This is a genomic window from Ruthenibacterium lactatiformans (genome assembly GCF_000949455.1).
GTDB lineage: Bacteria > Bacillota > Clostridia > Oscillospirales > Ruminococcaceae > Ruthenibacterium > Ruthenibacterium lactatiformans.
The window spans coordinates 1-24,253 of sequence record NZ_JXXK01000028.1; the positions used below are offsets into that span (position 1 = coordinate 1).

22 protein-coding genes and 1 pseudogene are annotated in these 24,253 nt (G+C 51.1%); 5 read left to right on the forward strand and 18 right to left on the reverse strand.

Going from position 1 to position 24,253, the window contains the following annotated elements:
• The 15 genes from TQ39_RS20960 to TQ39_RS15265 all read right to left on the reverse strand — a co-directional run.
• Positions 1-361: recombinase family protein (locus TQ39_RS20960; RefSeq protein ID WP_156146352.1), on the reverse strand; the 361-nt coding region annotated here is incomplete at its 3' end.
• Positions 358-1,137, reverse strand: a complete 780-nt coding sequence (locus tag TQ39_RS20470; RefSeq protein ID WP_050006165.1) for a DUF4313 domain-containing protein — start codon at positions 1,135-1,137, stop codon at positions 358-360. The genes TQ39_RS20960 and TQ39_RS20470, both read right to left, overlap by 4 nt.
• Positions 1,138-1,191: 54 nt before the next feature.
• Positions 1,192-3,135, reverse strand: a complete 1,944-nt coding sequence (locus TQ39_RS15210; RefSeq protein ID WP_050006166.1) for an ATP-dependent DNA helicase — start codon at positions 3,133-3,135, stop codon at positions 1,192-1,194.
• Positions 3,136-3,668: 533 nt separating this feature from the next.
• A complete protein-coding gene (locus TQ39_RS15215; protein ID WP_050006167.1) occupies positions 3,669-4,100 on the reverse strand; it encodes a sigma-70 RNA polymerase sigma factor region 4 domain-containing protein in 432 nt (143 codons plus the stop codon).
• A 471-nt stretch (positions 4,101-4,571) separates the two neighbouring features.
• A complete protein-coding gene (locus TQ39_RS15220) occupies positions 4,572-5,375 on the reverse strand; it encodes an MBL fold metallo-hydrolase (RefSeq protein ID WP_050006168.1) in 804 nt (267 codons plus the stop codon).
• A 9-nt stretch (positions 5,376-5,384) separates the two neighbouring features.
• Positions 5,385-6,203: a ChbG/HpnK family deacetylase gene (locus tag TQ39_RS15225; RefSeq protein ID WP_050006169.1), complete on the reverse strand. Its 819-nt coding sequence runs from the start codon at positions 6,201-6,203 to the stop codon at positions 5,385-5,387.
• A 31-nt stretch (positions 6,204-6,234) separates the two neighbouring features.
• A complete protein-coding gene (locus tag TQ39_RS15230) occupies positions 6,235-7,359 on the reverse strand; it encodes an aldo/keto reductase (RefSeq protein WP_050006170.1) in 1,125 nt (374 codons plus the stop codon).
• A gap of 72 nt (positions 7,360-7,431) precedes the next feature.
• Positions 7,432-8,199: an alpha/beta hydrolase gene (locus TQ39_RS15235; RefSeq protein ID WP_050006171.1), complete on the reverse strand. Its 768-nt coding sequence runs from the start codon at positions 8,197-8,199 to the stop codon at positions 7,432-7,434.
• 61 nt (positions 8,200-8,260) lie between these two features.
• Complete coding sequence (locus tag TQ39_RS15240; RefSeq protein WP_050006172.1) at positions 8,261-9,388, reverse strand: pectin acetylesterase-family hydrolase; 1,128 nt, start codon at positions 9,386-9,388, stop codon at positions 8,261-8,263.
• 17 nt (positions 9,389-9,405) lie between these two features.
• Positions 9,406-10,269 carry a Nif3-like dinuclear metal center hexameric protein gene (locus TQ39_RS15245; RefSeq protein WP_050006173.1) on the reverse strand — a complete coding sequence of 288 codons (864 nt, stop codon included), beginning with the start codon at positions 10,267-10,269 and terminating at the stop codon, positions 9,406-9,408.
• Positions 10,247-10,474 carry a hypothetical protein gene (locus TQ39_RS20965; protein ID WP_156146354.1) on the reverse strand — a complete coding sequence of 76 codons (228 nt, stop codon included), beginning with the start codon at positions 10,472-10,474 and terminating at the stop codon, positions 10,247-10,249. Before TQ39_RS20965 ends, TQ39_RS15245 begins: the two co-directional genes overlap by 23 nt.
• A complete protein-coding gene (locus TQ39_RS15250) occupies positions 10,416-11,963 on the reverse strand; it encodes an ABC transporter substrate-binding protein (protein ID WP_167541543.1) in 1,548 nt (515 codons plus the stop codon). The genes TQ39_RS20965 and TQ39_RS15250 overlap by 59 nt, the downstream gene beginning before the upstream one ends.
• A gap of 63 nt (positions 11,964-12,026) precedes the next feature.
• The gene (locus tag TQ39_RS15255) at positions 12,027-12,908 is read right to left on the reverse strand and encodes a carbohydrate ABC transporter permease (protein ID WP_050006175.1); all 882 of its coding nucleotides are present in this window, start codon (positions 12,906-12,908) and stop codon (positions 12,027-12,029) included.
• Between the two features lie 13 nt (positions 12,909-12,921).
• Positions 12,922-13,857 carry an ABC transporter permease gene (locus TQ39_RS15260; RefSeq protein ID WP_050006176.1) on the reverse strand — a complete coding sequence of 312 codons (936 nt, stop codon included), beginning with the start codon at positions 13,855-13,857 and terminating at the stop codon, positions 12,922-12,924.
• 375 nt (positions 13,858-14,232) lie between these two features.
• Complete coding sequence (locus tag TQ39_RS15265) at positions 14,233-15,213, reverse strand: LacI family DNA-binding transcriptional regulator (protein ID WP_050006177.1); 981 nt, start codon at positions 15,211-15,213, stop codon at positions 14,233-14,235.
• Between the two features lie 117 nt (positions 15,214-15,330).
• Between TQ39_RS15265 and TQ39_RS15270 the strand changes: the two genes are divergently transcribed.
• Together TQ39_RS15270 and TQ39_RS15275 are read left to right on the forward strand one after the other, a co-directional pair.
• Positions 15,331-16,287: an adenylyl-sulfate kinase gene (locus TQ39_RS15270; protein ID WP_242853518.1), complete on the forward strand. Its 957-nt coding sequence runs from the start codon at positions 15,331-15,333 to the stop codon at positions 16,285-16,287.
• 17 nt (positions 16,288-16,304) lie between these two features.
• Entirely contained in the window at positions 16,305-18,011 is a 1,707-nt protein-coding gene (locus tag TQ39_RS15275) for an alpha-amylase family protein (RefSeq protein ID WP_050006178.1), read from the forward strand.
• A gap of 158 nt (positions 18,012-18,169) precedes the next feature.
• On the opposite strand, the gene TQ39_RS21855 is transcribed toward TQ39_RS15275, so the two are convergent.
• Both TQ39_RS21855 and nrdD read right to left on the reverse strand, forming a co-directional pair.
• Positions 18,170-19,924, reverse strand: coding sequence for a M23 family metallopeptidase (locus TQ39_RS21855; protein WP_276325260.1), 1,755 nt, complete (start codon positions 19,922-19,924; stop codon positions 18,170-18,172).
• Between the two features lie 21 nt (positions 19,925-19,945).
• A pseudogene (nrdD, locus tag TQ39_RS20970) lies at positions 19,946-20,050 on the reverse strand (anaerobic ribonucleoside-triphosphate reductase); the annotation flags it as partial.
• Positions 20,051-20,407: 357 nt separating this feature from the next.
• On the opposite strand from nrdD, the gene TQ39_RS15285 reads away from it, so the two are divergent.
• From TQ39_RS15285 to TQ39_RS15295, 3 genes are read left to right on the forward strand one after another with little or no spacing between them, the layout of a single operon-like run.
• On the forward strand, positions 20,408-21,655 hold the full coding sequence (locus tag TQ39_RS15285) for a tyrosine-type recombinase/integrase (protein WP_050006179.1): 1,248 nt from the start codon (positions 20,408-20,410) through the stop codon (positions 21,653-21,655).
• Positions 21,648-22,637, forward strand: a complete 990-nt coding sequence (locus TQ39_RS15290; RefSeq protein ID WP_050006180.1) for a tyrosine-type recombinase/integrase — start codon at positions 21,648-21,650, stop codon at positions 22,635-22,637. The genes TQ39_RS15285 and TQ39_RS15290 overlap by 8 nt, the downstream gene beginning before the upstream one ends.
• Entirely contained in the window at positions 22,624-23,670 is a 1,047-nt protein-coding gene (locus TQ39_RS15295; protein ID WP_050006181.1) for a tyrosine-type recombinase/integrase, read from the forward strand. The genes TQ39_RS15290 and TQ39_RS15295 overlap by 14 nt, the downstream gene beginning before the upstream one ends.
• 67 nt (positions 23,671-23,737) lie before the next feature.
• Here TQ39_RS15295 and TQ39_RS15300 read toward each other — a convergent pair whose 3' ends face one another.
• Positions 23,738-24,208, reverse strand: a complete 471-nt coding sequence (locus TQ39_RS15300) for a hypothetical protein (RefSeq protein ID WP_050006182.1) — start codon at positions 24,206-24,208, stop codon at positions 23,738-23,740.
• Positions 24,209-24,253 lie beyond the last annotated feature (45 nt).

Genomic DNA, 24,253 nt, shown 5'->3' on the forward strand with positions numbered 1-24,253 from the left:
CAGTCTGAGATAATCCTTTGATATGTAGTTCGTAGCTGATGTCAGTCTGCGTGCAAATCAAAACAGCGCTGTGATCCTGCAAAAATTCAAGGACACGCAGCGCTGTGTAGTATTCATGGCTTATTTTCCCGACACTCTCTACGAGGATGCCATTTGCTTGCTTCATCCGAATTGCTCTTTGTGCTTCGCGCAGTCCCATCCGTGTTAACATTTTTCCTGTGCTCATATCCTGCGATGCTCCAACAATTTGCCACCCGTTCTGCCCTGCATCAGCAAGTAGTCGTTCCATTTGACGAATCAATCCCCCCGGACGGGGAGAGCTGCTGCGGGCGTATGCCCATAGTTTTAATTCATCGCTCATCTTCCGTGTCTCCCCGCAGATTTACTTTTTCTCCCCCGCTGCTGAAGTGAAGTAAGATACTTTTCATACCCCGCCCGATCCAGTTCCTTCAAGCGTTTGGCGTCGAAGTGATACTCAGGGTAAGTGCAAAATCCGCTTTGCTGTTGTCTGCCTGTCGCTTTGCCTAAATCGTTTTTCTCTATCCACTGACAAACCACCTTCCCATCCGGATTGTTTATATTTACAAAAGCATGATCCCTTTCGCACGGCACACACAAGTTTGTAGTAAGCGCTTCCCAATCCTCCGGCTCCCGCCCTGCCCATGACACCAGCTCAATGGCGAGCCCGCCTCCCTCCTGATATTGGCCGATCCGCAATTCCATCGGGATATTTTCACCACCCAGGTCATATTCAAGCAATGCGCTGCCATCCATGATCTTTTGATGTTTTTCATTGCTGTATCCGAACCAATGCAAATAATTCCAATCCGGGGCTGGGCAGCTATCATTCTGTACACTCTCGCGCGGCACAGTAGCCAATGGCACGTCCTGTACCAAACCCGTCTGCATTGGCACAAGGACAGGCAGCAGTTCATTTACTAAAAAAGCGCGGTCCGAGCAGGCATCGATTCGGCCCATGCGCGCCGTCAAAAACATTTTGTAATCCAACGTACAGACAGTCAGTTCCGGCGCGGCCTTATTCTGCTGGATAAACGCGGCCACATTGGGCGCAGTAGCTGCAAACACAATGGTCTGAACGTCTTCCGCAGCCATACCCATTAAGTATTTCTGATTCATGCGGTTCTCTCTCCTATATATAATAATGTAAGGCGCAGGTATTTCCACGATACTTCACACAAAATATTCAGGCTCTTTATGTTCCTGAATAAATTGGGCCACCTGTTCCATATTGTCCGTTATCCGGCACTTAGGCAGCGCCTCCAGCACAGCATTACGGTATCGCTGCCCTTCTTCTGCGCGCTGGTCCAAAATCGCCACCACACAAGTATCCGTTTCTGTTCGGATCGCCCGTCCAAATCCCTGTCGCAGTTTACGCTGCATATCTGGCAGTACCACGGTCTGGATATAGTCATGCAGGCTGGGATATTGCTTCTGCTCTGCCTCACTGAGGGGGTCCGGCACAGGGAACGGCAAGCGTGCAATCACCAACAGCGACACCATATCTCCCGGAAAATCTATCCCCTCCCAGCACGGGCCAGCTGCGAACAACACGGCATTGGGCAGGCTCTTGAACAGACGGATAATCTGCTGCCCATTGCGCCACGCCTCCAGCAGGGGAAACGGCAGGCGGTTCTGCAGCATTGCGTGTACTTCGCCCATCAAGCGATAGGATGTGAACAGCACCAGCGCATGACCATATGTGGCTTCCGTCAGTTCTTCAATTCGCTGCGCGAGTATATCCACACTTTTCGTGTTGCTGGGAGGGGGCATATCTCTGGGAATGTACAGAAGACAATTTTGTTTGTAGTTGAATGGTGACAATGCTTCAAAGGAACTGGTTCGAATATTTCTTTCCAGCCCCAGCATCTGCTTAATCCGCGTAAAACTATTGCCGGAAGCCAAGGTGCCGGAAGTGAGGATCGCAGCTTTCCCCAAAGCCCACAACGCTCGTTCCAGCTGCGCAGGCACTTCCCGGCTGACCGCGCATAGCGTGGGCGCCCCCGTCTTGTCATACTGCACATAGAGAACACAGCAAGGATCCTCGCTCTGGAACATCTCCAGCGTATCCGCCATATCCTTTAGCTGCCTCACCATCCATTCGGAAAGGCAATGCGTCAAATGTGCGGCAAGCTGCCGCAGACATGTGACGGCAAATTCCAGTGCGCGGGCGCGAGGCGGTGTGAGGACAAATGTGACCCTTGCTTCTTCCTCCAGCCGGTCATCCCGTTCCAAAGTTGCAGAAAGCGCTTCCTGTGATTCAGCCAACCGACTGGCTTCCCGTGTCAAATGTTCTCTTTGCAGCAATCGGCAAAATGTGCGCAGTTTTTCCTGCGATACACTGCGGCTGTACATCTGCCGAGCCGCTTCCGGCAGCTTATGCGCCTCATCCACGACAAGAATATGGTGTTCTTTTAACAGCGGTCGTATTCCCTGCAGGCGATGCTCCGCGTCAGCCAGCAAAAAATTATGGTTACAGACCTGTACTGTAACATCCGCCCCCCTCGCACTCCGCAGATACTGTTGATACCGGCAAAAATCCCGCACGGCACAGTTATGAGGACAAAAGGGCGGCACACACACATGACTGCGGTCAAATTCTGAAATGTCCACAGCCTCGTCCAAGTCGTATGTCTTTCCCAACACTTGGAGCGCCGCTTTTTGCCGGTTGCCGGCCTGTGTCTTGTTCCGTATCTGCACCAACCGCTCCGACAGCCGCGCTTCGCATACAAAGCGCTCTTTTCCTTTCCGCACAGCTGCATGGATCGGCTTGTCTATGACTCCCATTTTCAGCAGCACACGCGACAAAAATGGAAGGTACTCCCTTACAATCGCATTCTGCAGCGCCACACTGGAGGTTGAGATAATCACCGTGCACGGCAGATGTGCGGGACGATAAATTTGCCACAACAGGCATGCTACCAGATAGGCGTGTGTTTTGCCGATCCCCACGCCTGCGTCGCAAAGTGCGATACGGTTCAGCATCAATGCGTCCAGCATCTCATGGCATAGAGCTATCTGTGCCTCCCGTACCACAAGCCCATTTTCCGGCAATACGTCACAAAAAATGTGTTCGATTAAAGCATGTGCCTTTTCATAGGATTTTCTTTGTTCCATACGACATTCTCCTGATCCTCCCCGCCGTTGGCGGCAAACTGATGCGGCGCAGAGCCTTACCTCTGCGCCGCACGGATTTGACGTCAACGACAGTGTCGTTTTCATCTTCCTGATTTGGTTTTCTGTGCCGTATTTGCAGCTCGCCCCCCGCGCACATGGGAACACGGCAGGCGGGTCGATCGCTTACAACCGCTCGCTGGCTCCCCAAGGGTCTTACTGATTACAACCCGAGGTCGGCCACCCGGTCTTGTGTGCCGGGCAACAGGCGTGTCATTATCCCCCGCTCCATAGTCAAACGCAAAAAAGCCTGCTTGATCCTCTTTTCGGGCAAAATGGATCGCTCGGCGCAGGCTGACACATATGTCTGTCCTCCGCGGAGGGAAGACATACGGCCGTCTGTACGTCATGGCGCTTTTCCCGGTGTCGCTCGTATGGGCGGGAACGTACCTACCGTGCTGGTATGCGGTTGTCAAGCTACAGGTGAAAGACGTTTTAAAAGCCTTTCACCCTATAGCCAATGACAAAGGGCGTTTTTAGTCGCTCCCCAAAAAATTTTTTAATTTTTCTTTGAGTCGCTTGATTCGGTTGTAGTAAGAATATCTTGTTACATGAAATCTGCGGCATATTTGCGGCGTTGAATAGCCCGCTATTCGCATTGCCAGCATTTCCAATGTGAGCTTGTCCACTTTTTCTAAAATAGCCAGTAGTTCCTTATTTTCAATATTATTGAGCAAGTTGTCTGCGTTTTCCAGTTCTCTATCATTCATCTGCGGCGTCCATTCGATTACTTGGCTATTCTCCGACAGCTTTTCATAAAAGTTGCGATCCGCTTTAAACTGCTGCCAATCGTATGTATGCAGGCGCTGGATAGTGTCCTCGTCCACATCCAATTCCCGCAGTTGTTTTTCTTCCTGTTCTTTCCACTTGACCCACGTTTTTTCAGCGCTCCGATGGTTATACGCCATCGCCTCTTCCTCCAATCAAACTAAAATTTAAAATTTCAGTTTGATTGGAGGAGCACGTGCCCAATATACTGCCATATTTACCGTTGGCTATGGAACATGTTAATAAAAAAGGCAGCCACGCACAAACTGTGCATTGGCTGCCTTAACGTATGTAGAGCATAAATTATGCTCAAATCCTATTTCATAGATGTCCGCGTGTTATAGTAACTGATTCCAATGATGACAAATATCACTATAATAAACAGCTTCTCCATCTGTCTATTATCACTTCTCTTGTTAATTTGCCGCGCAACAACATTGCGGTTGATTCCAAAAAACGACTCTGCAATCGATGCCAGAAAGACCAGTAGCTATCAAATTATCCACTAAAGCGGGTTTCACCATATCATGGAAACCATTGTCCTTAATTTATTTGATCTGTTCGCAGATGACTGCACTATAATAGCTACGGACCAGCCATAAGCGTAATTACTAAATTTTTCTTATGACATCTGCAATGCCTCCTATCAATACTCGATTAGCTTTGACTCTTTCTGGCAGGTACACAATACCAATGTCTTGAAAGGGGAGGCGTTCGCATGGACCCAAAGCTGTGTCGATCCGTTCTCCCCTTGCCTTGCCTTCGCAAAGCATCTGCCCTGCTTCTAAAAACTGATCCAGCACAGACGGTTCCACCGGCACCGCGTAATGGGCGGGCCAGGTGACGTCATATTGCTGCTGCAGAACCTGTAGCTTACGGATGGTTCCCAGATATTCTTCCACCGTGGTGCAATAGTCCAGGTTCAGCAGCACGTCCGCCTTGCAGCAGGTGTCGCCGGTGAACAGCCAGCGACGTTCCCGATCCAGCACACAGACGGAGCCTATCGTGTGCCCCGGCGTATGGATCACTTCCAAGGTGCGGCCGCCCAGATCGAAACTGTCGCCATCACGCATGGATAGGATATCGCCCTTCGGTGTGCGGAAGGTGTATTGGGGAAATTGCTCCTGCATCTTGTAATGTACGCGGTAAGCCTCTTTATCAGCCTCGTGGAGATAAACGCGGTCGAATGACGTGTTCCCGCCCGTGTGGTCGAAGTGGCCATGGGTGTTGAGCACCAGCAGAGGCAGTGCGGTCAATGACTGGACGATCTTTTTCAGATCGATCATCCCGACCCCTGTATCGATCAGCGCGGCCTCTCGTTCGCCCTCCAGCAGATACATATATACACTGGTTGTCTCATCGTATTCCTCGATCCTCCAGGTGTGGGCGTCCAGTGAAAAAATACGGTGTTCCATATTCCCCTCCTAAAAATTCGTGCCTGTACGGCTAATTTCATGTTCCGGCGGCCGGGCGTCCCGGTAGCGCAGCAGAACAATGTCCCTGTCTCGCAGCCGGCCGCGCCAAGCAGGCGAGATTGCTGAACGGTATTCCAGTTCCCTTTCCCAGGCCACGATGCCCGGCTTGAAATCCATGTTGGAAAAAGCCATGGTCTCGTCGCTCAGCCTAGCGGGATGCTGAAAATACAGGTACTGGGCGCCCTCGGCAAAGCTGTCCAGCCAGCGCTCCACGTTTTTCTGATAGACCTCTTCGGTGGGGCCAAAGGCCGGCATATCCGCCGGCGGGAAGTTATAGTAATCCCGCACATACAAAAGCCCCTTGCCGGCGGCCCAGGAACGCATTTCATCGGAAAGGCCCGGAATGGCCGCATCGGGAGCCATATGCGCGTCCACATAGCTGACAGGCAGCCCCAGGGCCGTCAGTCTGTCCAGCTGAGCATTCAGTTCCAGCAGGATCTCCTCCATGTCTGTGCCCGCCTGTGCCAATCCCTGCCTCGTCTGATAAAACTGCCCATGGGCGTCCAGCAGAGAGCCTATTTTCTCTTTCGGTGCACAGGGCGTCCATTTGACGGCGTCCCATTCAGAATTCAATGTAAAATGGAGGCCCACGTCAACGCTCCCGCACAGCTGTGCCAATTCCGGGGCGCCTTGTTCGATGGTGGTTCCCACGGCCATGCAGGACACATTACGGATCAAATGGCCTGCGGCCAGCGCCGCAAGAATGGCTTCGTTGGCCGCCAGGCCCGAGCCAAAATCATCCGCTCGGGTGATTAGTCCATTTTTCATGCCGGACCCTCCCTGTTCTTTTTCAAAAAATTCAATTCTCGTCCCTCTCCAGTGCCACGGCCACTTGGTGCAGATGTTCCCGGATGGGCAGATGCTGGGGACAGTGCGCCTCGCAAGCGCCACAGCCCACGCAGTCCGAGGCTCCGCCGTGGGTCTGTGTGAGGTTGTTATAATAAGCACTCACATTGCCCCATTGCTCCGGTCCGAAGCGGCGCAGACTGTTGTACAAAGAAAAATAGTCCGGAATCGCAATATGCTTGGGACATCCAGCCACACAATAGCGACACGCCGTACAGGGGATAGCAATCTTTTCCCGCAGAATCTCGGCCACCTGCAGCAGTGTTTGTTCCTCCCTGGCCGTCAGTGGCGGCTGGTTTTCCATCACCAACAGATTTTCCTCCATCTGCTGCCGGTCGCTCATCCCCGAAAGCACCATCGCCACCTCTTTTCGGCTTGCGGCGAACAAAAGGGCCCATCCTGCCGGAGACAAGCCAGGGCGATACTGTTCCAACAACTCCTTGGCCTGGGGCGGCAGCGATGCCAGTGTCCCACCTTTCACCGGCTCCATCACCATGACCTGCTTACCATGGCGGATCGCCGCCTCATAGCAAAGGCGTGCCTGGACATTGGTATCCTCCCAATCCAGATAATTCAGTTGTAACTGAACAAACTCCATCTCTGGATGCTCCATCAGCACCCGGTCCAGCAGGTCGGCCCGGTCGTGGAAAGAAAATCCGATATGTCCTACCTTCCCTTGCTCTTTCTTTTTACGCACGAATTCAAAAGCGCCCAGCCTTTGGGCCACGGCGTAGCTGGCCGTTCCCACATTATGCAGCCAGTAATAATCGATAAAATCAAGGCCCAGCCGGTTCAGTTGCTGCTGGAAGATCTGTTCCATTTCTTCTTCTTTTCGCAGTAGATACAGCGGCAGCTTGTCCGTGATGGTATAGGCATTGCGCGGATAGCGTTTGGCCACCGCTTCCTGGAAAACAGTTTCACTCAGCCCCTCATGATAAGGGTAGGCGGTATCGAAATAGCCAAATCCCTGTTCCATAAACAAATCCACCATACGGCAGACGGCTTCCCGATCGATCTTTTTAGGGTCGTCCGCGTCCATCAGAGGCAGACGCATCAGCCCAAAGCCAAGTTTTTTCATGGTCTCTCTCCTGTTTCACGGCCCATGCCTGGCAGCCAGGGCACAAAGGCCCCGGCTGCGCAGGACAGGCAGTCACTCCTTCAGCATGAAATCGATAGCCGCAGGCAACAGCGTATTCCAATATAAGGGGTCGTGAACACCCTCGCCCCACTGTGCGGTCACTGGTATACCAGCCCGCTCCATCTCCTTGACGAATTCGCAGTCCATCTCGTAGGTGAGTGGATCCTGCTCGCCACAACACAGGAAGATATCCGGCAGGGCCTTTTCTTCCTCCCGGGCCTTTTTCAGATTGTTGGCAGGGTGATAGTTGGCCAGGTAATATTCCTCACTTTTGAAGTACCTGTCGAGCTGTACTCTTGTAAAACCGCCCTCCAGCAGATTGTTCCTGTAGGGATTCGTGGCCGGGGACAGGGCCAGAATTTTGCTGAAAGTATCCATGTGGCGGCTCCCCAGCATCAAACTGCCAAACCCGCCCATGGAAATACCGCCGATGTAGGTGTCCTCCCGCTTGTCCGACAGGGGAAACAGCTTGCGGGTGACCGCCACCAGTTCCTCGCTGACGAACGTTTCGTAAAGCGCGCGGATATCCTCCTGGTTTGTGTAGAAGGAATTTTCTCCGTCGGGAATGATTACCGCGAAGCCCTTGGCAGCTGCGCGCTCTGCCAGAATCGTGCTGGACAAAATGCTTTGGGCATTGGCACTGTAGCCTGGCAAAAAGTAGAGGGTTTTGTAGGGTTCTTTGAAACCGAACAGCACCGCTGTATCAAAAGGAAGAATCACTTTCACCGTCACATGGCGGCCCATTGCCTGTGAGAAAAAGCTCATGGAAATATCAGCCATACATCATTTCTCCTTTTTACAAAATTATTTTATTTTATCTACCCGTCCCGGCCGACGCCTGTCAGCGCGGCAAAAGATCCATCCCCACGTTGTAAGTCTTACCATTTACTGCATCGTCCAGCCACTGCATGGGAGAGATTCCTGATACCTGGCCTTCGAGGAACGTGCTGGCCGCCAGAGTCATATGCTGCGTAAGGCCATCCGGCTGCTTAAAATCATGGATGTAGAAGTGAAAGGGTACACCCAGCGCCTGCAGCTGCTCTACCTGACGGGTCAAAGCCTTCCCCATATGCGCGGCACCCTCCGGCGTATAGGCCAATATACCTATGTCAAAATAATTCTGGAAGGTCGTTAGTGCCGTGTCTCCCACGCCACAGAGGAAGAGGTAGCGCGCCCGTTCCCCGATCTGTCCGACCAGCTGCCGAAAAAAATCCACCAGAATGTTATCCGTCTGCACGCCCTCGGCAATGTGCTGCGGTGCGTTCCATGTTTCGCGGACAATCTGCGGCCAACGGTCTGACAGCATAAGTGCGCTGTCGGAGCAAACGGTGACATCCGTGCATTTCGGAAAGGCTGCAATGACGTCCCCGGCAATGGCCGGCACCGCAAAGGCTCCGGCGCTCTCGCCGGCAATCAAAAGCTTCTCCGGGTTTGGGAACCACCTCGTGATATGGGCAAGACACGCTTTGAAGTTGGCATATCCCCGATGGTGCAGCACCTGCGGGTTGCCGTTTTCATCGGTGTAGGAGAAATCGCGTTGGCCGATATGAAAATCTCCTGTGCCATAGTTCACCATTGCGATGTTCCAATCCGCAAAGCAGTTGTTTTCTTCGAGTGTGAGGATGCCCTTGTTTTCCGGGAGGCGAAAAAACCAACGCTCATTTCCGGGCTGCACCTCGTCGGTGTAAAAGCCAACCTTTCCCTGCAAAATCCTTTTCAGTGTGCCGGGGCCGCGTGCCGTTTCCTCGTTGATGGATAAGCCACCGCCAATCATGAACACCAGCAGCTTGTCGGAGCGGCCTTTTTTCACATACATACAATACGGGTAATCCCCGCCGCACGCACAGCCCACCAGCCATTTTTTATACCATATCATCGGTTGGAGCTCGTCATTTTCGAGATCGTGCAGCACCGGATGCTTTTCCATCTCCTCCAAAATCGCCTTATATTGCTGCTCCCATGCTTCCATCCGCGTTGCCTCCCCTTTTATTCGTACTGGAAGATATCGCCGGTTGGCACATAGGTCACGGGCAGCGTGCCGTCCAACAGCCCTGGCAGCCAATCGGCCATATAACGCATGCCCAGTTCTTCCAGATTAAAATGGCCGATGTTCATGCAGGCTTTGTTTTTCCCCATAGCCACGGCGTCGCGGATATAAGAAAGGATGTCCCACTCGATAATCTCACCGGGGATCAGCACTTCGATGCCATTTTCTTTTTCCATCTCGCCTATCAGCAAGGTGGCGTAATCGGCGTAGACCTCACTGTCACCGCCCTGCTGGGGGCAAAAGCCGCCCGGATACAAATGGGCGCACAGGCCTACACGGCTCACCTTCGCGCCGGGGTCGCCAATATACCGCAGGCCATTCAGATGCAGTTTTTCCATCAGATATTGGCGCAGCTCACCTACGGTGGTCTCCGGCAAATGGCACAGGTAGAACATAGGAATTCCGGCGGTGTCCGGGCGGTAATAATCTTCCCAGCCCAGATATTTCAGCACGCCCGTGAAGATACCGTCCGGCTGATGGACATGGATATGATCGTGATCGCGCCAGACGGTAATTCCCTTTTCCTGCAAAATCGCCCGTTTTTCCTCGTATACCCGGTTTTCAAAGGGGCCTCGCCACTGGGGAAAATCCGGCGTCATGTAGTAGATCGGCTCGTGGGTGATGATGAGGTTCGCCCCCAGGGCCGCCGCCTTGCGGATCACCTCTACCGTGGGCACCAGGGCGCATACGACGCCGGTGCACTCTGCGCCGGGGTTCCCGCTTTTGTAGCCGTCACAGCCCTCGTATCCCGCCATGGACGGGTGATAGTGCAAAATCTTTTCAATGACTTCTTTGTTCTTCATAGCTCTCCCCTCTATCCAGCAGGCCTGTGCTGATATCCTTATTGCATGTGATTTCTCCCATTACAGCGAGTAAGAGTAGTCCCTTGGAAAACAGCCCCGGCATTGCCGGGGCTGTTTTTCCCTTGGTCATTTTGTGCAGTGCCTGTTTATTGGGCAGCCTTCCATGCATCATATTGAGCCTGCTTTTCGGCAATAATTTCGTCAATGCCCGCATCCTTCAACGCCTGATTGAATTCAGGAATGGCCGTCTCCGGATCCACGCTGCCGCAGTCAAGGCCGCAATAATACTGCATAATTACATTGTTGACCGCCGCATACTGTGCCGTAACATTGCTGGGGTCGAACACGAAGCCGAAGGAATGGGAATGTTTGGCATTGTAGTTGTTGTCCACACCGAACTCGACGCTTTCCTGAGAGGTACCCACCGCCGGATATTCCAGGCCGCTATACATATTGCCATAGTTCATATAGCCGCCGGGATAGGGAACGGAAGCGGAGTCAAACCCTTCGGGCGGCTGCACCGTACCGTCCTCGTTCACCACATAGTCGCGATCCTTGATGCCCCATTGAATCAGATTGGCAATGTCCGCATCACAATATGTCAGGTTCAGAAATTTCAGCGCCGCCTCCGGGTGCTTGCTCGTGGAAGCTACGCAGAAAGGCTGATTGGTTACGTTATTGGTATTGATTACCGCATTCCCAAGAGCCTTACCTTCCAAGGGCTGACCTGTTTGATTGGAGGCATTGGTGGCTACGTAGTCCGGATGGCCGCCCTGTCCCGTGATGTTGGCGAACCCATTGCCGGCGGCCAGCAAATCAATGTTGGTGCCCGTGTAGGTAACAAGATCCTGCATAATATAGCCTTTTTGGTACCAATCGCGCACAAGCGCCATCTGTTCGGCATATTCCTCTGTCTCAAACAGGTTCACGACCGTGTCGCTGTCGCCCATCAAAACACCCGCGGGCATCAGAGGGCTATCTCCCATGCTGTCCACGCCTGGAATAGCATAGGTCATGCCCGTCCAACCACCGAATCCAGCATTGCCACCGATCAAAGGATACATCTCCGGGTAGGAAGCTTTCACTTTGGCAAATACTTCAGTCAGGTCCTCCACGGAATTGACGTCATCCAGGCTGATTTCCAATTCCTCGGCGATGTCACTGCGCCATGTCAAGTTGATGTACAACGCACTGGGCAGCCATGCGGGCAGCGCATAGATGCGCCCGTCCAAAGAAACGCAGTCCCACCAGTCCTCTGGGATCAGCTCTTTCACATCGGGACAGTTGGCGTCCACCAGATCCGTGATATCATAGCACATATCGCTGGACAGAATCGTCTGAAAATTCTGAAACGCGCAAAATGCGTCGATCTGGCCGCCGCTCTGCAGTTCCATTGACACCTTGTTAAAATATTCAGCAACTGGATACACCTGATAGTCTACTTTTACGCCAATTTTGTCCACAGTTATCTCGTTGATGGCATCCTCTACCGCTTGGAGGCCTTCCTCAGACGGAGGCGAGTTGATCGTCCACGTGGCGAAAACAATTTCCTCCACTTCGCCGGAAGGGGCAGCCGGCGCGCTGCCGGAAGAAGCGTCAGCTGCCGGTGTGCTGCCGGCAGTGCTGCTGCCCGTACCGCCGCAGGCCGTCAGAGCCACGACAAGGCATAGAAGTAACGCGATCAGTTTCTTCATTTTCATCTTTTCTCCTCTTTTCTTGTTGTGTGATACTGTATTCACGCACCCAAAGGGTACGGATCAACCTTTTACCGCGCCCACTACGACGCCCCGAATCAAATATTTTTGAACAAACGGAAAAATCACCAAAATCGGCAGTATGCCAATGACAGCCAGCGCCATGCGTACCGAGGAACTGGGTAGTTCCACCGTAATCGCTACACCACTGGTAGCGGCAGTGCTTTTCAACGCCTGAATGTTATTCATGATGCGGATCAAAAAGTTCTGGATACCAAACAGTTTGGTATCATTAATGAAATAGAGGCCGTTAATCCAGTCGTTCCAATAGGTAAGGCCTGTAAACAGGCTGATGGTCGCCACGGTAGGAACCGCCAGAGGTAGCATGATCTTAAAGAAAATGGTGCCCTCGCCCGCGCCGTCCAACTGGGCCGACTCGATCAATGAATCCGGAATATTGTTCTGATAATAGTTGCGCACCAAAATCACGTTGAACGCCGTCACCAGATAATTGGGCAGAATCAGGGCCAAGAGCGTATCTTTGATATGGAAGAAGCGCGCCCACATGATATAGGAAGCCACGACGCCACCGTTGAATAGCATGGTAAAAAACACAAAGAAGGCCAGAGCATTGCGGTACTTGAAACTTTTGCGGGACATGGGGTATGCCAGCATCGCAGTGATGAAAACACTGGCAACCGTGCCGATGACCGTGACCAAGATGGAAATACCGTAGGCGCGGAAGATGGTGCTGCCCTGTTTGATCATATAGATGTAGGAATCGAGGCTCCAGTTTTCCGGGAACAAGGTATACCCACTGGACAGAATCTCTTTTTCGTCGGTAAAAGAGGCCAGCACCAGCAGCAGGATAGGAATCAGCGTAACGATCACCAGCACCAAAGTAATGGCCGTCGACACACGGACAGCTCTTTTCTGTTCTATCATTTCCTTCCCCCTCTCAAAACAATGCATTGTCGGAATCAAGCCTGCGCACCAATGTGTTGGCCCCCAGCACCAGGAGGAACCCCACCACAGACTGGAACAGCGCGGCAGCCGCCGCCATACCCACATTGTTGGAAGTCATCAGCGCACGGTATACGTAAGTATCAATCGTCTGTGTCACGGGGAACAATACGCCCGAGTTTTGGGGCACCTGGTAGAACAGGCCGAAGTCGGAATAGAAAATACGTCCCACCATCATCAGCGTGGTGATGATCACAGTCGGCTTCAGCATGGGCAGTGTGATGTACCATATCTGCTTCAGTTTACCCGCGCCATCCAGCTGGGCTGATTCGTAAATTTCCTTGTTGATGCCCGCGATACCCGCCATATAGATGATGGATGTGTAGCCGGTGTTCTTCCACAGGAACACCAGCAGCAAAATAAAGGGCCAGTATTTCGGCGTGGAATACCAGGCCACCGGGTCTAATCCCAGCGCAGGCAAAACCGTTTTATCCAAAAAGCCATTGTCCGCGTTCAAAAAGGCATAGCCCACGATGCCAATAATAACCCACGACAGGAGGTTGGGCAGCAGCAGGGAGGCTTGAAAGAACTTGGTGCGCAGGCGCTCGCCCAATTCGCTGAGCAGAATAGCCACGAAAATGGCGAAGACGGTGCCGATTACTATAAAGACCGCATTGTACACAAGTGTGTTGCGCGTCATGATAAACGCGTCCTTTGTCTTAAACAAAAACTCAAAGTTTTTGAAGCCGCACCAGTCGCTGCCGAAGACGCCTTTCATATAGTTGAAGTCCTTAAAAGCGAGAAAAACGCCCAACATGGGAATATAGTTGTTGATCAACAGGTAGAGAATACCAGGAGCCGCAATCAGCAGCAGCCGCCAGGCCTGCCCGCCTGTTTTTTTCTTTCTCTGAACGCGCTTTATTCTCTCCATGGCTTCAAACCCTTTCTTTGCATCTGTTGTTTTGCTGCTTTTACTGCCCCTGCTCCATCAAGCTCTAACAAAAGCATAATTGATTAAAGCAAAAATGTCAATCGATTAACATTTTTTAGCAATAGAATTTCTCTTCTCATTTTTGTGCATTTTTCACATATATTGCGATTTCCATGCCAAAAAACTGAAATCAGCTTGTTTAAACACCATAAAATCTGGAAGAAAATTTAAAACACCGGCATTTCAAGCGCTATGAACCATAAAGTTTTCTTTGTGCAAAATCTCTATAAATAGCTTCTAAAATTCATAAGCACATTTTTATGTTAATCGATTGACATTTTTGAAATTATCTATTAGCCTTATAAGTAGGAGTAGTTAGGTCGTTTCGCGCACGACCAGTTCCACAGGAAATGTCACGTTATCGGGCACTGTTTCCCCTTTTGCCGCACGCACTACTTGTTCCACCGCGCACTTGCAGATCGCTTCCACCGGCTGGCGGATGGTCGTCAGCTGTGGAGTGCAAAGAGAGGCCAGATCAATGTCGTCATAGCCAATCACTTTCAGTTTCTCCGGCACGCGGATGCCTGCCCCGGCGCAATACTGCAGGATCTGCGCGGCGATGATGTCGTTGGAAGCAAATATGCCATCCACATCCGGGTGCTGCTGAAACAGTTCATGGATCAGGTTTTGATATTTCATCGTGATGAACTGCTGTTCGCTGGCATCCACCATCACAGGCCCTTTTACACCTTGCTCCCGGCACACATCGCCAAAGCCGATATAACGCTTATTGGCATCCATCTTGATATTGGCGCTGCCGCTGATATACGCAAGGCTTCTGCACCCCTTCTCCAAAAGATGCCGGGCGGCCAGACGCCCGCCGTTATAGTTGTCTGCGCAGACAGAGGGGATCTCTTCCGAGACCGTTCGGTCAATGGTGACCAACGGCTGCGTCAAAGAAATATGCTTTTCAAGGTTCTGCGTATGGCTGGCCAGGATCACGCCCGCCACTTTGTTGCCCTTCAGCATATTAAAATACTCTTTCTCTTTGCGCAGTTCCAAATCGGAAATACAAAGCAGCAGCTTGTAGCCATTGAGGCTGGCATACCGCTCCACATGGTCGATCACCATGCTGAAAAAAAAGTTGCGCGCGGAAGGAACGATTAGGCCGATGATATTACTTTTTTGCTTGATCAGGGATTGAGCGATCTCATTGGGCTGGTAATCCAACTCCTGCATTGCCTGTTCGATTTTCGCCCGTGTTTTAGGACTAACATTAGCGCGGTTGTTCAGCATACGGGAAATCGTCGTTACCGTTACACCCGCCAGCTGTGCCACATCTTTCAAGGTTGCCATTCGTCTTTTCCCTCCCGTCTTGTTCTATCCGTTATTATTGCATAGCTCTGTTTGGAAGTCAAACGCCAATTCTGCGCTATTTTTTAATCCCAACCACAATCAAAGAGGAGAATGAACATGGAACACACATTGTCAAGCCGTCTGAATACGTTGCTGGTACAGAAAGCGTCGCTTGTTCCGCAGCATGTACCGCAAGAGATCCCCCATGGCGATATGCCAGGAGATAAAATTGTGATCGACGAAGGGCACATCCAGAAGGCGAATACATTGACTCCGCCACTCATTGCTTTGCTGGCCAAGATACTGGAGCAAAAGAAATGCCCCCGTTGTGTCATTGGTGTTTGCGGCGGATCGGGCGTCGGCAAATCGGAAACGGCTTCTCTTTTGGGCTGGTATCTGCGGCAGCTGGATGTACCGTGTTATATTCTCTCGGGCGATAATTACCCCTATCGCATCCCCAAACACAACGATGCGGAACGGATGCGTGTGTTCCGGGACAGCGGCATCAAAGGCCTTTTCGCCCACGGCGTGTACACCGCCGAAATCGGCGGCATCCTACACGAATTGATGCTGCGTGATCAAGACGCCGACCCCCGCCTGTGCGAAACGCACCCGTGGCTCTCGATTTATCAGGCCACGGGGCGAAACGGATTAAAAGGATATCTGGGCACGCCCAACGAAATCGATTTTTCCCGCGTCACTGATATCATCGCGCAGTTCCAAAACGGCGCACAGGCCATCATGCTGAAGCGCATGGGACGTGAAGAGGCGCAGCTGTGGTATGACCTTGTCGATTTCAGTAATGTATCGGTTTTGATTATCGAGTGGACACACAGCAACAGCGACTTCTTAAGTGGGGTAGACCTGCCCATTTTGCTGAACAGTACGCCGCAAGAGACTCTGGCCCACCGCAGGCAGCGCAACCGCGATGGAAAAACCGACAGCCCTTTTACCACCATGGTGCTGGAAATCGAGCAGGCTCTTTTGACCGCACAGGCCCACAAGGCGAAGCTCATCCTCTCAAAAAGCGGCAAGTTGCTGTCTTACGAAGAATTCTGCGGTATGATGAAATAACATTGCGGGGTGCAACTATGAAAAATGAACTGATGATTTCCGCCGGGCCTATGTTAAATGCTTACCCGGACAGTATTGGCGGTACTTTAAGCGACATCACTGCGCTTTTGCAGCGGCCGGAATTTGCGCAAGCCTTTCAGGCATTCTATATTTTACCCAGCATTTTCAACACGGATTTGGACCGCGGTTTTTCAGTTATCGACTATGAACTGAACAGCTGTTATGCTCGTCAGGAAGATTTAAATGTACTGCACGATTTGGGCATCGCTCTGAAATTTGACTTGATCCTGAACCACGCTTCTGTGCTGTCACCGCAATTTCAAGATCTTCTAAAAAACGGCGAACACTCCCGGTACAAAGACTTTTTTATCAATTGGAATCATTTTTGGGCGGGACACGGAACCATGACCCCGGACGGATACATCCAGCCAGACCCCAAGCTGATCGAGCACATGTTCTTCCGCAAGCCGGGCCTGCCTATCCTGATGGTCCGTATGCCGGACGGCAAAGAAGTCCCCTATTGGAACACGTTTTATCAAGAGGTCCAGTATCCTGAAATTGATGCGCTGGAACTGGTTCGCGCTCTCCATATCCAGTACCTGGCAGCAGAGCGTATCGCGTCGTTGGTCAATGCCGCACTGCAGCGCGGCGAAAAGCCCAGTGAAATCGACTTTGGCGCGCTGGCCGAACATCGGGCGTCTGTTGTGGACTATCTCGAAGCCCACAGGCGTTATCTCGGCCAGATGGACCTCAATATTGATTCCCCCTTAGTGTGGGAGTTCTACGAGGACACGCTGCACAGGCTGGCTGATTATGGCGCGCAGCTCATCCGCTTGGACGCCTTTGCCTACGCTTCCAAAAAACCTGGTGCATATAATTTTTTGAACGAGCCGGAAACGTGGCAGATACTGCAGCGTGTTCGCTCTATTGCTGAAAAATATTGTCTTGACCTTCTGCCGGAAATTCATTCCAGTTATGAAGATAAAACGCATGAAGCATTGTGTGCCTCCGGCTGTATGACCTACGATTTTTTCCTGCCCGGGCTGCTTCTTGATGCTTTCGAGCACCAAAGTTTTGCGTACCTGTTGCGCTGGATCGAAGACATTCAATCAAAGGGCCTTCGCGTCGTGAATATGCTGGGCTGTCATGACGGTATCCCCTTATTGGATTTGAAGGGTCTTTTGCCCGAGGCTCGGATTCAAGAAATGATCGGCCTTCTTCAGCAGCGTGGGGGTCTTGTCAAAGATCTTCACGGGGCCAAAAACATCTATTATCAAGTAAACTGTACCTATTACAGCGCATTGGGCGAATCGGATAAAAAGCTGCTGTTGGCGCGGGCGATCCAGTTGTTTATGCCCGGCAAGCCTCAAGTGTGGTATCTCGATCTGTTTGCAGGAAAAAACGATATGGAAGCCGTACAGCGGGCCGGCAGCAGCGGACATAAGGAGATTAACCGAACCAACCTTTCTTTCGAGCGTGCTATCGCCATGCTTCAGCAAGATGTCGTTCGCCAGCAACTTGCATTACTACAGTTTCGCAACACTTTCCCAGCCTTTACGTGGGAAAGCAAAATCACAGCGGTCAGTCAAGCACCCCATCAGCTTTCCATCACATGGTCACACAAAAAACATTCTGCTTCGCTCACTGTCGATTTATTGTCATTGTCGTTCTGCATCAAAAAATCAAGTCCATCTGATGGAGAATCTGTAGTTTTCAAAATTTAACAATATTACTCCCATCTATGCCAACGAAGAATTATTATTGTTAAAAATACGTGTACAACCATTTCTATCATTGTTGACAGAAATAGAGAAAAACGACGGCTGCCTTTTTAGTAAAGCAGCCGTCGTACTTTTTTGCACAAAAAATTTCTCTAGAGGCCCTATTTAAAATAGTTCAATGCATCTGTCCTCTGCCCATTCATCCACACCTCAAAATGCAGATGATTTCCTGTACTGTTCCCTGTACTGCCCACATAACCGATGACTTCACCCTGTTGCACCCGCTGGCCCGCTGTAACGGTGATGGCGGAGCAGTGGGCGTACAGGGTCTCCATTCCGCCGCCGTGGTCGATCTTCACATGGTATCCATAGCTACCGCCCCACGGATCGGTACCGTTGGCGATGGTCACTGTGCCGTCTGCCGCCGCAATGATGGGCGTGCCCTGCGGGACTGCGATGTCTGTTCCGCTGTGGTAGCTCCATTCCCCAGTGAACGGGTCCTGCCGATACCCAAAGTTTGAGGTGATCATAAAGCTCTGCGGTAAAGGCCACGCAAATATGCCGGTACCCACCCAATCGCTGTCCGGCGTGATGATCTGCCCGCCGCCGCTGACATAGCCGCCCAGCACTTCCCTCCAGAGCGCGTCGTATTGTGGGGCTTCCAGCAAGGCAAGCTGCTCGCTCTGGCGCGGAGTGAAGCCATATACCGCCGCCATCTCCGCAGTGGTTTTGTGTGTTACTTCGATCTCAAGTATTATTTCCGACACAGTCACCCACTCGGCCACCTCGTTGCCGTCCTCGTCTGTGGTTGCGATTTTCTCCTCATGCTCCACCATGCGCGTGCTGTGACTTACTCTGTGCATATCCGCCAGAACAGCCCGCAGCCGCTTTACTTGGGCGGCATCCAGCGCCACCACCTGTTGACCTTGTTCATCCGCCGCCATGTCTGCGGCAAACACCGCCAGCACATCCTCCCAATGGATGGACACCGAATCGTCCGTGGATATATATTCCACCCGGTCGTGCGGGATTGTCGCTTCAATCCCTTTGAGTTGCCGGTAGTATTCCTCATTCAGCGTCTGCACTGCTTGCTTCAGCGTCATCCCTTTTCCGGTCGGCTCGGCCGAAAAGAAAATGCCGAACGCCGAACCTGCCACCAGAGCAATCAAACAGATGAGCAGAACGATGCACAGCGCAATTCCGCCGCCCGCCGCCAGCGCAGCTACAATATTTTTGGCCGCCGCACTACAGGCTTTGGCAGTATTGGCCAGCGCCCGGCCTGCCGTCCTCGCTGTTTTCTGCGCAACTCTTGCAGCCTGCTTTGCCCGCTGTGCCGCCTGTTTCGCCGCGCGTGCGGTTTGCTGGATGGCCGTGTGGATTTCCCGCGGCGTCTTTACCGGCTGACGTTCGGCCTTTACTGTGGGCTTGCCTACCCTGGGGCCGTGCGCCGCGCCCTGTTGTGTGCGCGGCCTGCCTGGGCTTTTCTCCTTGAGCTGACGCGCCGGCGGGCCGCCATGGCCGCTGAAAGCATGCTCCTGCTGGTCCCCCAGCCGGTGTGCGCGCCGGGCTGCAGCCTTGCGGCCAGGCGCGCGGCAAAGCATGTTCCCGCCACTGGAGGCGACCTCCCGGCCCCTCTCTCCTGTTTTTCTCAACAGCTGATCTCCAGTACTTTCTTCCGAAGCAGCCCGATCCGCACCGCCCATTCCGTTCTGCGCCGCCTGCAGCAGCTGCTCTTTTTCCTTCTCTTTGGCTGCCAGCAAGCCTTTCTTGGCCAGTTCTTTCGGAGCATGGCGAAGCGTTTTGGGCAGTTCTGCCCCGGCATGATGTTCTTTTGTTTTAATATCCTTCAGCAGAATCCCTCCAAAAAGAAAAACAGCGCCCGTGAGGATCTCTCCCCACGGGCGCTGCCTATACATATATACAAGGTCATATCTCTGTTATGCGTGCTTTACGCGGTCGTTCAATTCAGTCTTCTTCGCGTCATTCCAGCGGTCCACCATCCCCACAAGATAGCCTGTGATGCGGCGGATCCGCTCAAACTTCACGCCTTTCCCGGCGCGCTCCGCATTGCCGATGTTGTTGTTTTCCATATACCGTCCTCCTCCTGACCGCTATATATAGTACCCCTATTCCAGCGAAAAATCAAGATGGATCCTTCATTTTATCGGCCTACTACGGAAAGGGAAATTTTTCCAAAAAACAACTAAAACTCTGCGGCCTCAACCTTTTCCGTTGTTCAAAACTTTTCATCAGGCTTCGTTAATTCGAGAAAACCCGTTATTTGAGGAAATGCCGAGAAGCCCTGGCAATGGGGCTTCTCGGCTAATCTTCTCGAATAACAATCGCACCACCTGTATACTTGAATTGTGCGTTGCACAAAAAATACAGGAGGTATTAGTATGAAGACCGATGCAAATTCGTTTGGGACTTTGTCCACAAGGCTATATGGACTGCTTGCGGCAGAGCGATATAGCGAAAGCACCATGAGAGACATGCGTTTTATCCTTTGTTCGATGTCAAATTTTATGGAAACTAATTGTCTTGAAGAGTACTCATCTGAAATTGGAGAGCAGTTTGTTGCCCATTGTGTCAATGACCTGCGCATATGCTCTTCTCGTATCTCTCGCGCCAAAAACATCGTGGGTAAGCTTAACCGACTGATGCAAGGACTTGATGGAAGAGACGCACTATTGCCAGATATGTCCAAGAAATTCGCTCTGCCCGATGGACTTGCGAAATCCCTTACAGCGTATCTCACTTATTGCACTGAAAAAGGCAATAGAAAAACCACAGTCCACATGAACTATCTAGTTTGCGGCAATTTCTTAAAAAATCTTTCCAATCTGGGCTGCACAGAAATTACTGATGCGACAGTCGAGCAAGTACAAGCCGCAGTCTTGGCAGTGGGACATATATGTTATTGGGAGAGGGTAAGACAGTTTTTTCGTTTTCTTGCTGACAGCAATTATCTAAAGCAGAACTATTCTGGGCTCATTCAACACCGCCGTCGCCCCATGCCCCAGCCCACAGTATACTCGCCGGAAGAAATCCGCATCATCGAGGAATCCTTTGATTTGTTTTCTTCGGCAGGAATCAGAAATTATGCAATCACGCTGCTCATGTCACGCTACGGAATCCGTGCTTGTGATGTTTCTTCGCTGACCTTTGACAATATTAACTTTGAAAACAATCGCCTGCACTTCATGCAACAGAAGACGGATGACCCTTGGGAAGGAGAACTATTTCCCGAAATAAAGAACGCATTACACCGCTATATTAATTGTGTCCGCCCTAATACCGTGGCCTGTTCAAATATTTTCATTACACTTGCCCCGCCCTATACGCCGGTCGATAACAGAGTCATTAATACAATGATGCATACTCAATTCGAGCATGCAAAAATCAATGTGGCGGGAAGAATGCATGGTAGCCGTGCGCTCAGGTCATCTGTCGCCAGTAACATGATAAACGACGGTATTTCAACGGAAGTTGTACGCAGAGTTTTGGGGCACGGCACAAAGCGCGCGCTCAAGCACTATGCTAGGATTGACATAGAAAGCATGAGGCTTTGTCCACTTCCCGTGCCGGAACCAACAGGAGCCTTCGCGGGTATTCTGTCTGGAAAGGGGGCGCAGCTCCATGTTTAACAGTGCTTTTGCAAAAGAAATGGCTACTTTTCTGGAACTGCGAAAGAGCAGCGTCAGCCTGCAAACATTTGCGCATGACACCGCCACACTGACCAAGCTTGACCGCCATTTAGTCGAACACGATTACCCCCAAAAAGATCTATCCGAGGAAATTCTTTCTACATGGATACGGACACTCAGCGGGAAAAGCAAGACCGTGTCTGAGAAGGTACTCACTGTTAGGAACTTTGTAAGGTATCTCAATGGAGTAGGAGGCCATTCTTTCCTGCCGGACGCTCCAAAAATGAAATCTGACTACATTCCCTACATTTATTCAGATGAGGAATTGCTGCTGCTCATCCATTACGCTGACAATCTGGAGCCAAAGTCGCATAAAGCGTGCTGTACTCATTTATTGGCAATGATTCCGATGGTCCTGCGAATCTTGTACGGATGCGGAACCAGGCTGGGCGAAACAATGGCCTTGCGAAGAAAAGACATTGACTTCAAAGCTCGGACAATTTTTCTCCGCGAAACAAAAAACTCAAAAGAACGGCGGATTCCTGTCCATGATACTTTGATACGCATAATAGAGCGTTACTGTCTGGCGCTTGGAATCATGCTGTCCTCTGAAGCATACCTCTTTCCCGGCAAAAAAACGGGTTCTCATCTCACAAAACGGCAGGTACAGCATTGGTTTTCCGAAATATTGAAGCTTGCAGACATCGACCAAAGGGAGAAGCAAGCATACGAGCGAGGAGCATGCCTGCATTGTTTCCGGCACGTTTTTGTTTTGAAATCGATGCAGCAACTGGAGGCGGCAGGGCATCCAGTTGAGATGAATGACCTGCTTTTGCCGACCTATTTGGGCCATGAGTGCTTGCTCGATACGGACAAGTACATGAGGTTTTCCGGCGCACAGATGCCAGATTCATTAGAAGCATTCGAGACTTTTAGCGCTGGATTGATTCCCTCAGTGGAGGTGCCGTATGAAGATGAGTAAAGCAGAGCTTGAATTCCTTTCTTTGCTTGGGAGGTTCTTCACGGATTATCTCCCGATTTCCATGGCCGCCAGCCCGAACACCATTAAATCCTACAAGTGCGCATTCAGACTTCTATTCCACTACCTGGACGATATCGCAGAGATGGATACCGCTCACATCACCTTCGAAATGCTGGATTTTGATTTGCTCACCAGTTTTTTTGATTGGCTGGTAGTTGACCGAAAAAACAGCAGAACAACAGCAAAGATACGGCTTGGTGCCCTGTCATCATTTGCCGAATATGCGCAGAATCGAAATTTAGAGGCTGGATATGTCTTCAGAAGCAGTCTGGAAAAAATCTACAAGAAATCCTTCAAGCGCGTAAAAGGAAAGCAGCGATGTGCCTTTACTCGCCAAGAACTGGAGATATTCTTTTCTATGCCGGATACTTCCAGCAAGATTGGGTGGCGGGATCTCGTCCTTCTGGTTGTCATGTATGCCAGTGGCGCAAGAGCACAGGAAATTTGCGACCTCACCATAGGGGACATTGCGTATGACAAAAATGGTACTGCAATCCTGACCCTCTTGGGCAAGGGTAACAAGCTGCGGCGTGTCAAGATAACAGCCGATGCCACCGCACTATTGGACAAATATATTGCTTACAGAAAAATTGGCGCTCACCTTAACCGCCATGTGTTCTCTAGTCAGAGAAACGAGCAGATTTCCGTATCCTGCATTGAGGAGATTTTCGCCAAATACGAGAAGATGGCTAAGGATGCACACCCTGACAAATTCTGTGCCGGTCGCTACACTCCGCATGTTATGCGTCACACGACAGCATCCCATCTGGTCGAAGCCGGTGTCCCGCTTGCCATCGTGAAAAATATTCTTGGCCATGTTTCGATTCAGTCAACGCAGATATATGTGGAGATTACTCAGCAGACCGTTGACAAATATATGAAGGAGTGGAATGAAAAGTGGTTCCCAAAAGAAGAAACAAAACAAGAGATACTGCCCAATATCCAAAGTTCATTGCCGGAATTTTTGCAGTAAGCACATGCGATTGTTATTCGAGAAGATTAGCCGAGAAGCCCCATTGCCAGGGCTTCTCGGCATTTCCTCAAATAACGGGTTTTCTCGAATTAACGCGCCCATCCGAGATCTCGGATGGGCGCTTATGTAAAGCTTTGCATAAGCGCCCTAATGAAAAGTTTTGAATAATGGAAAGAAACGCGAAGAACGGCCGAAATTCAGCCGTTCTTACGCAAATGTCTTTCGATAAAATTTCCTGTTTGAACCACGGTGTATGATAACTCTTAATTTTTCCATAGCGACGGTATTCCAGCAAATTGCGGAGCGCAGCCCTTACCTCGTACTGTCGTTTTGAAATATTGATGTTCTCTTTCTGAATACCGTAGTTTACCAGCAGAAACTTATCCATTGACGATTCATCAATGTCGAGACTTCCGTGATAGACGCAATACTCTTTCCAATAGCGTTGACGCATCCCGATGGTGCTGTCAGTGTACCCCAGATCACGTAATGCATCTGAAATACCCCGAAGTTCTTTGTTGAAATTGTTTGTAATCATAGACACACTCTCCTTTCAAGGTGGTGTGTCTATTGTCGTTGAAAG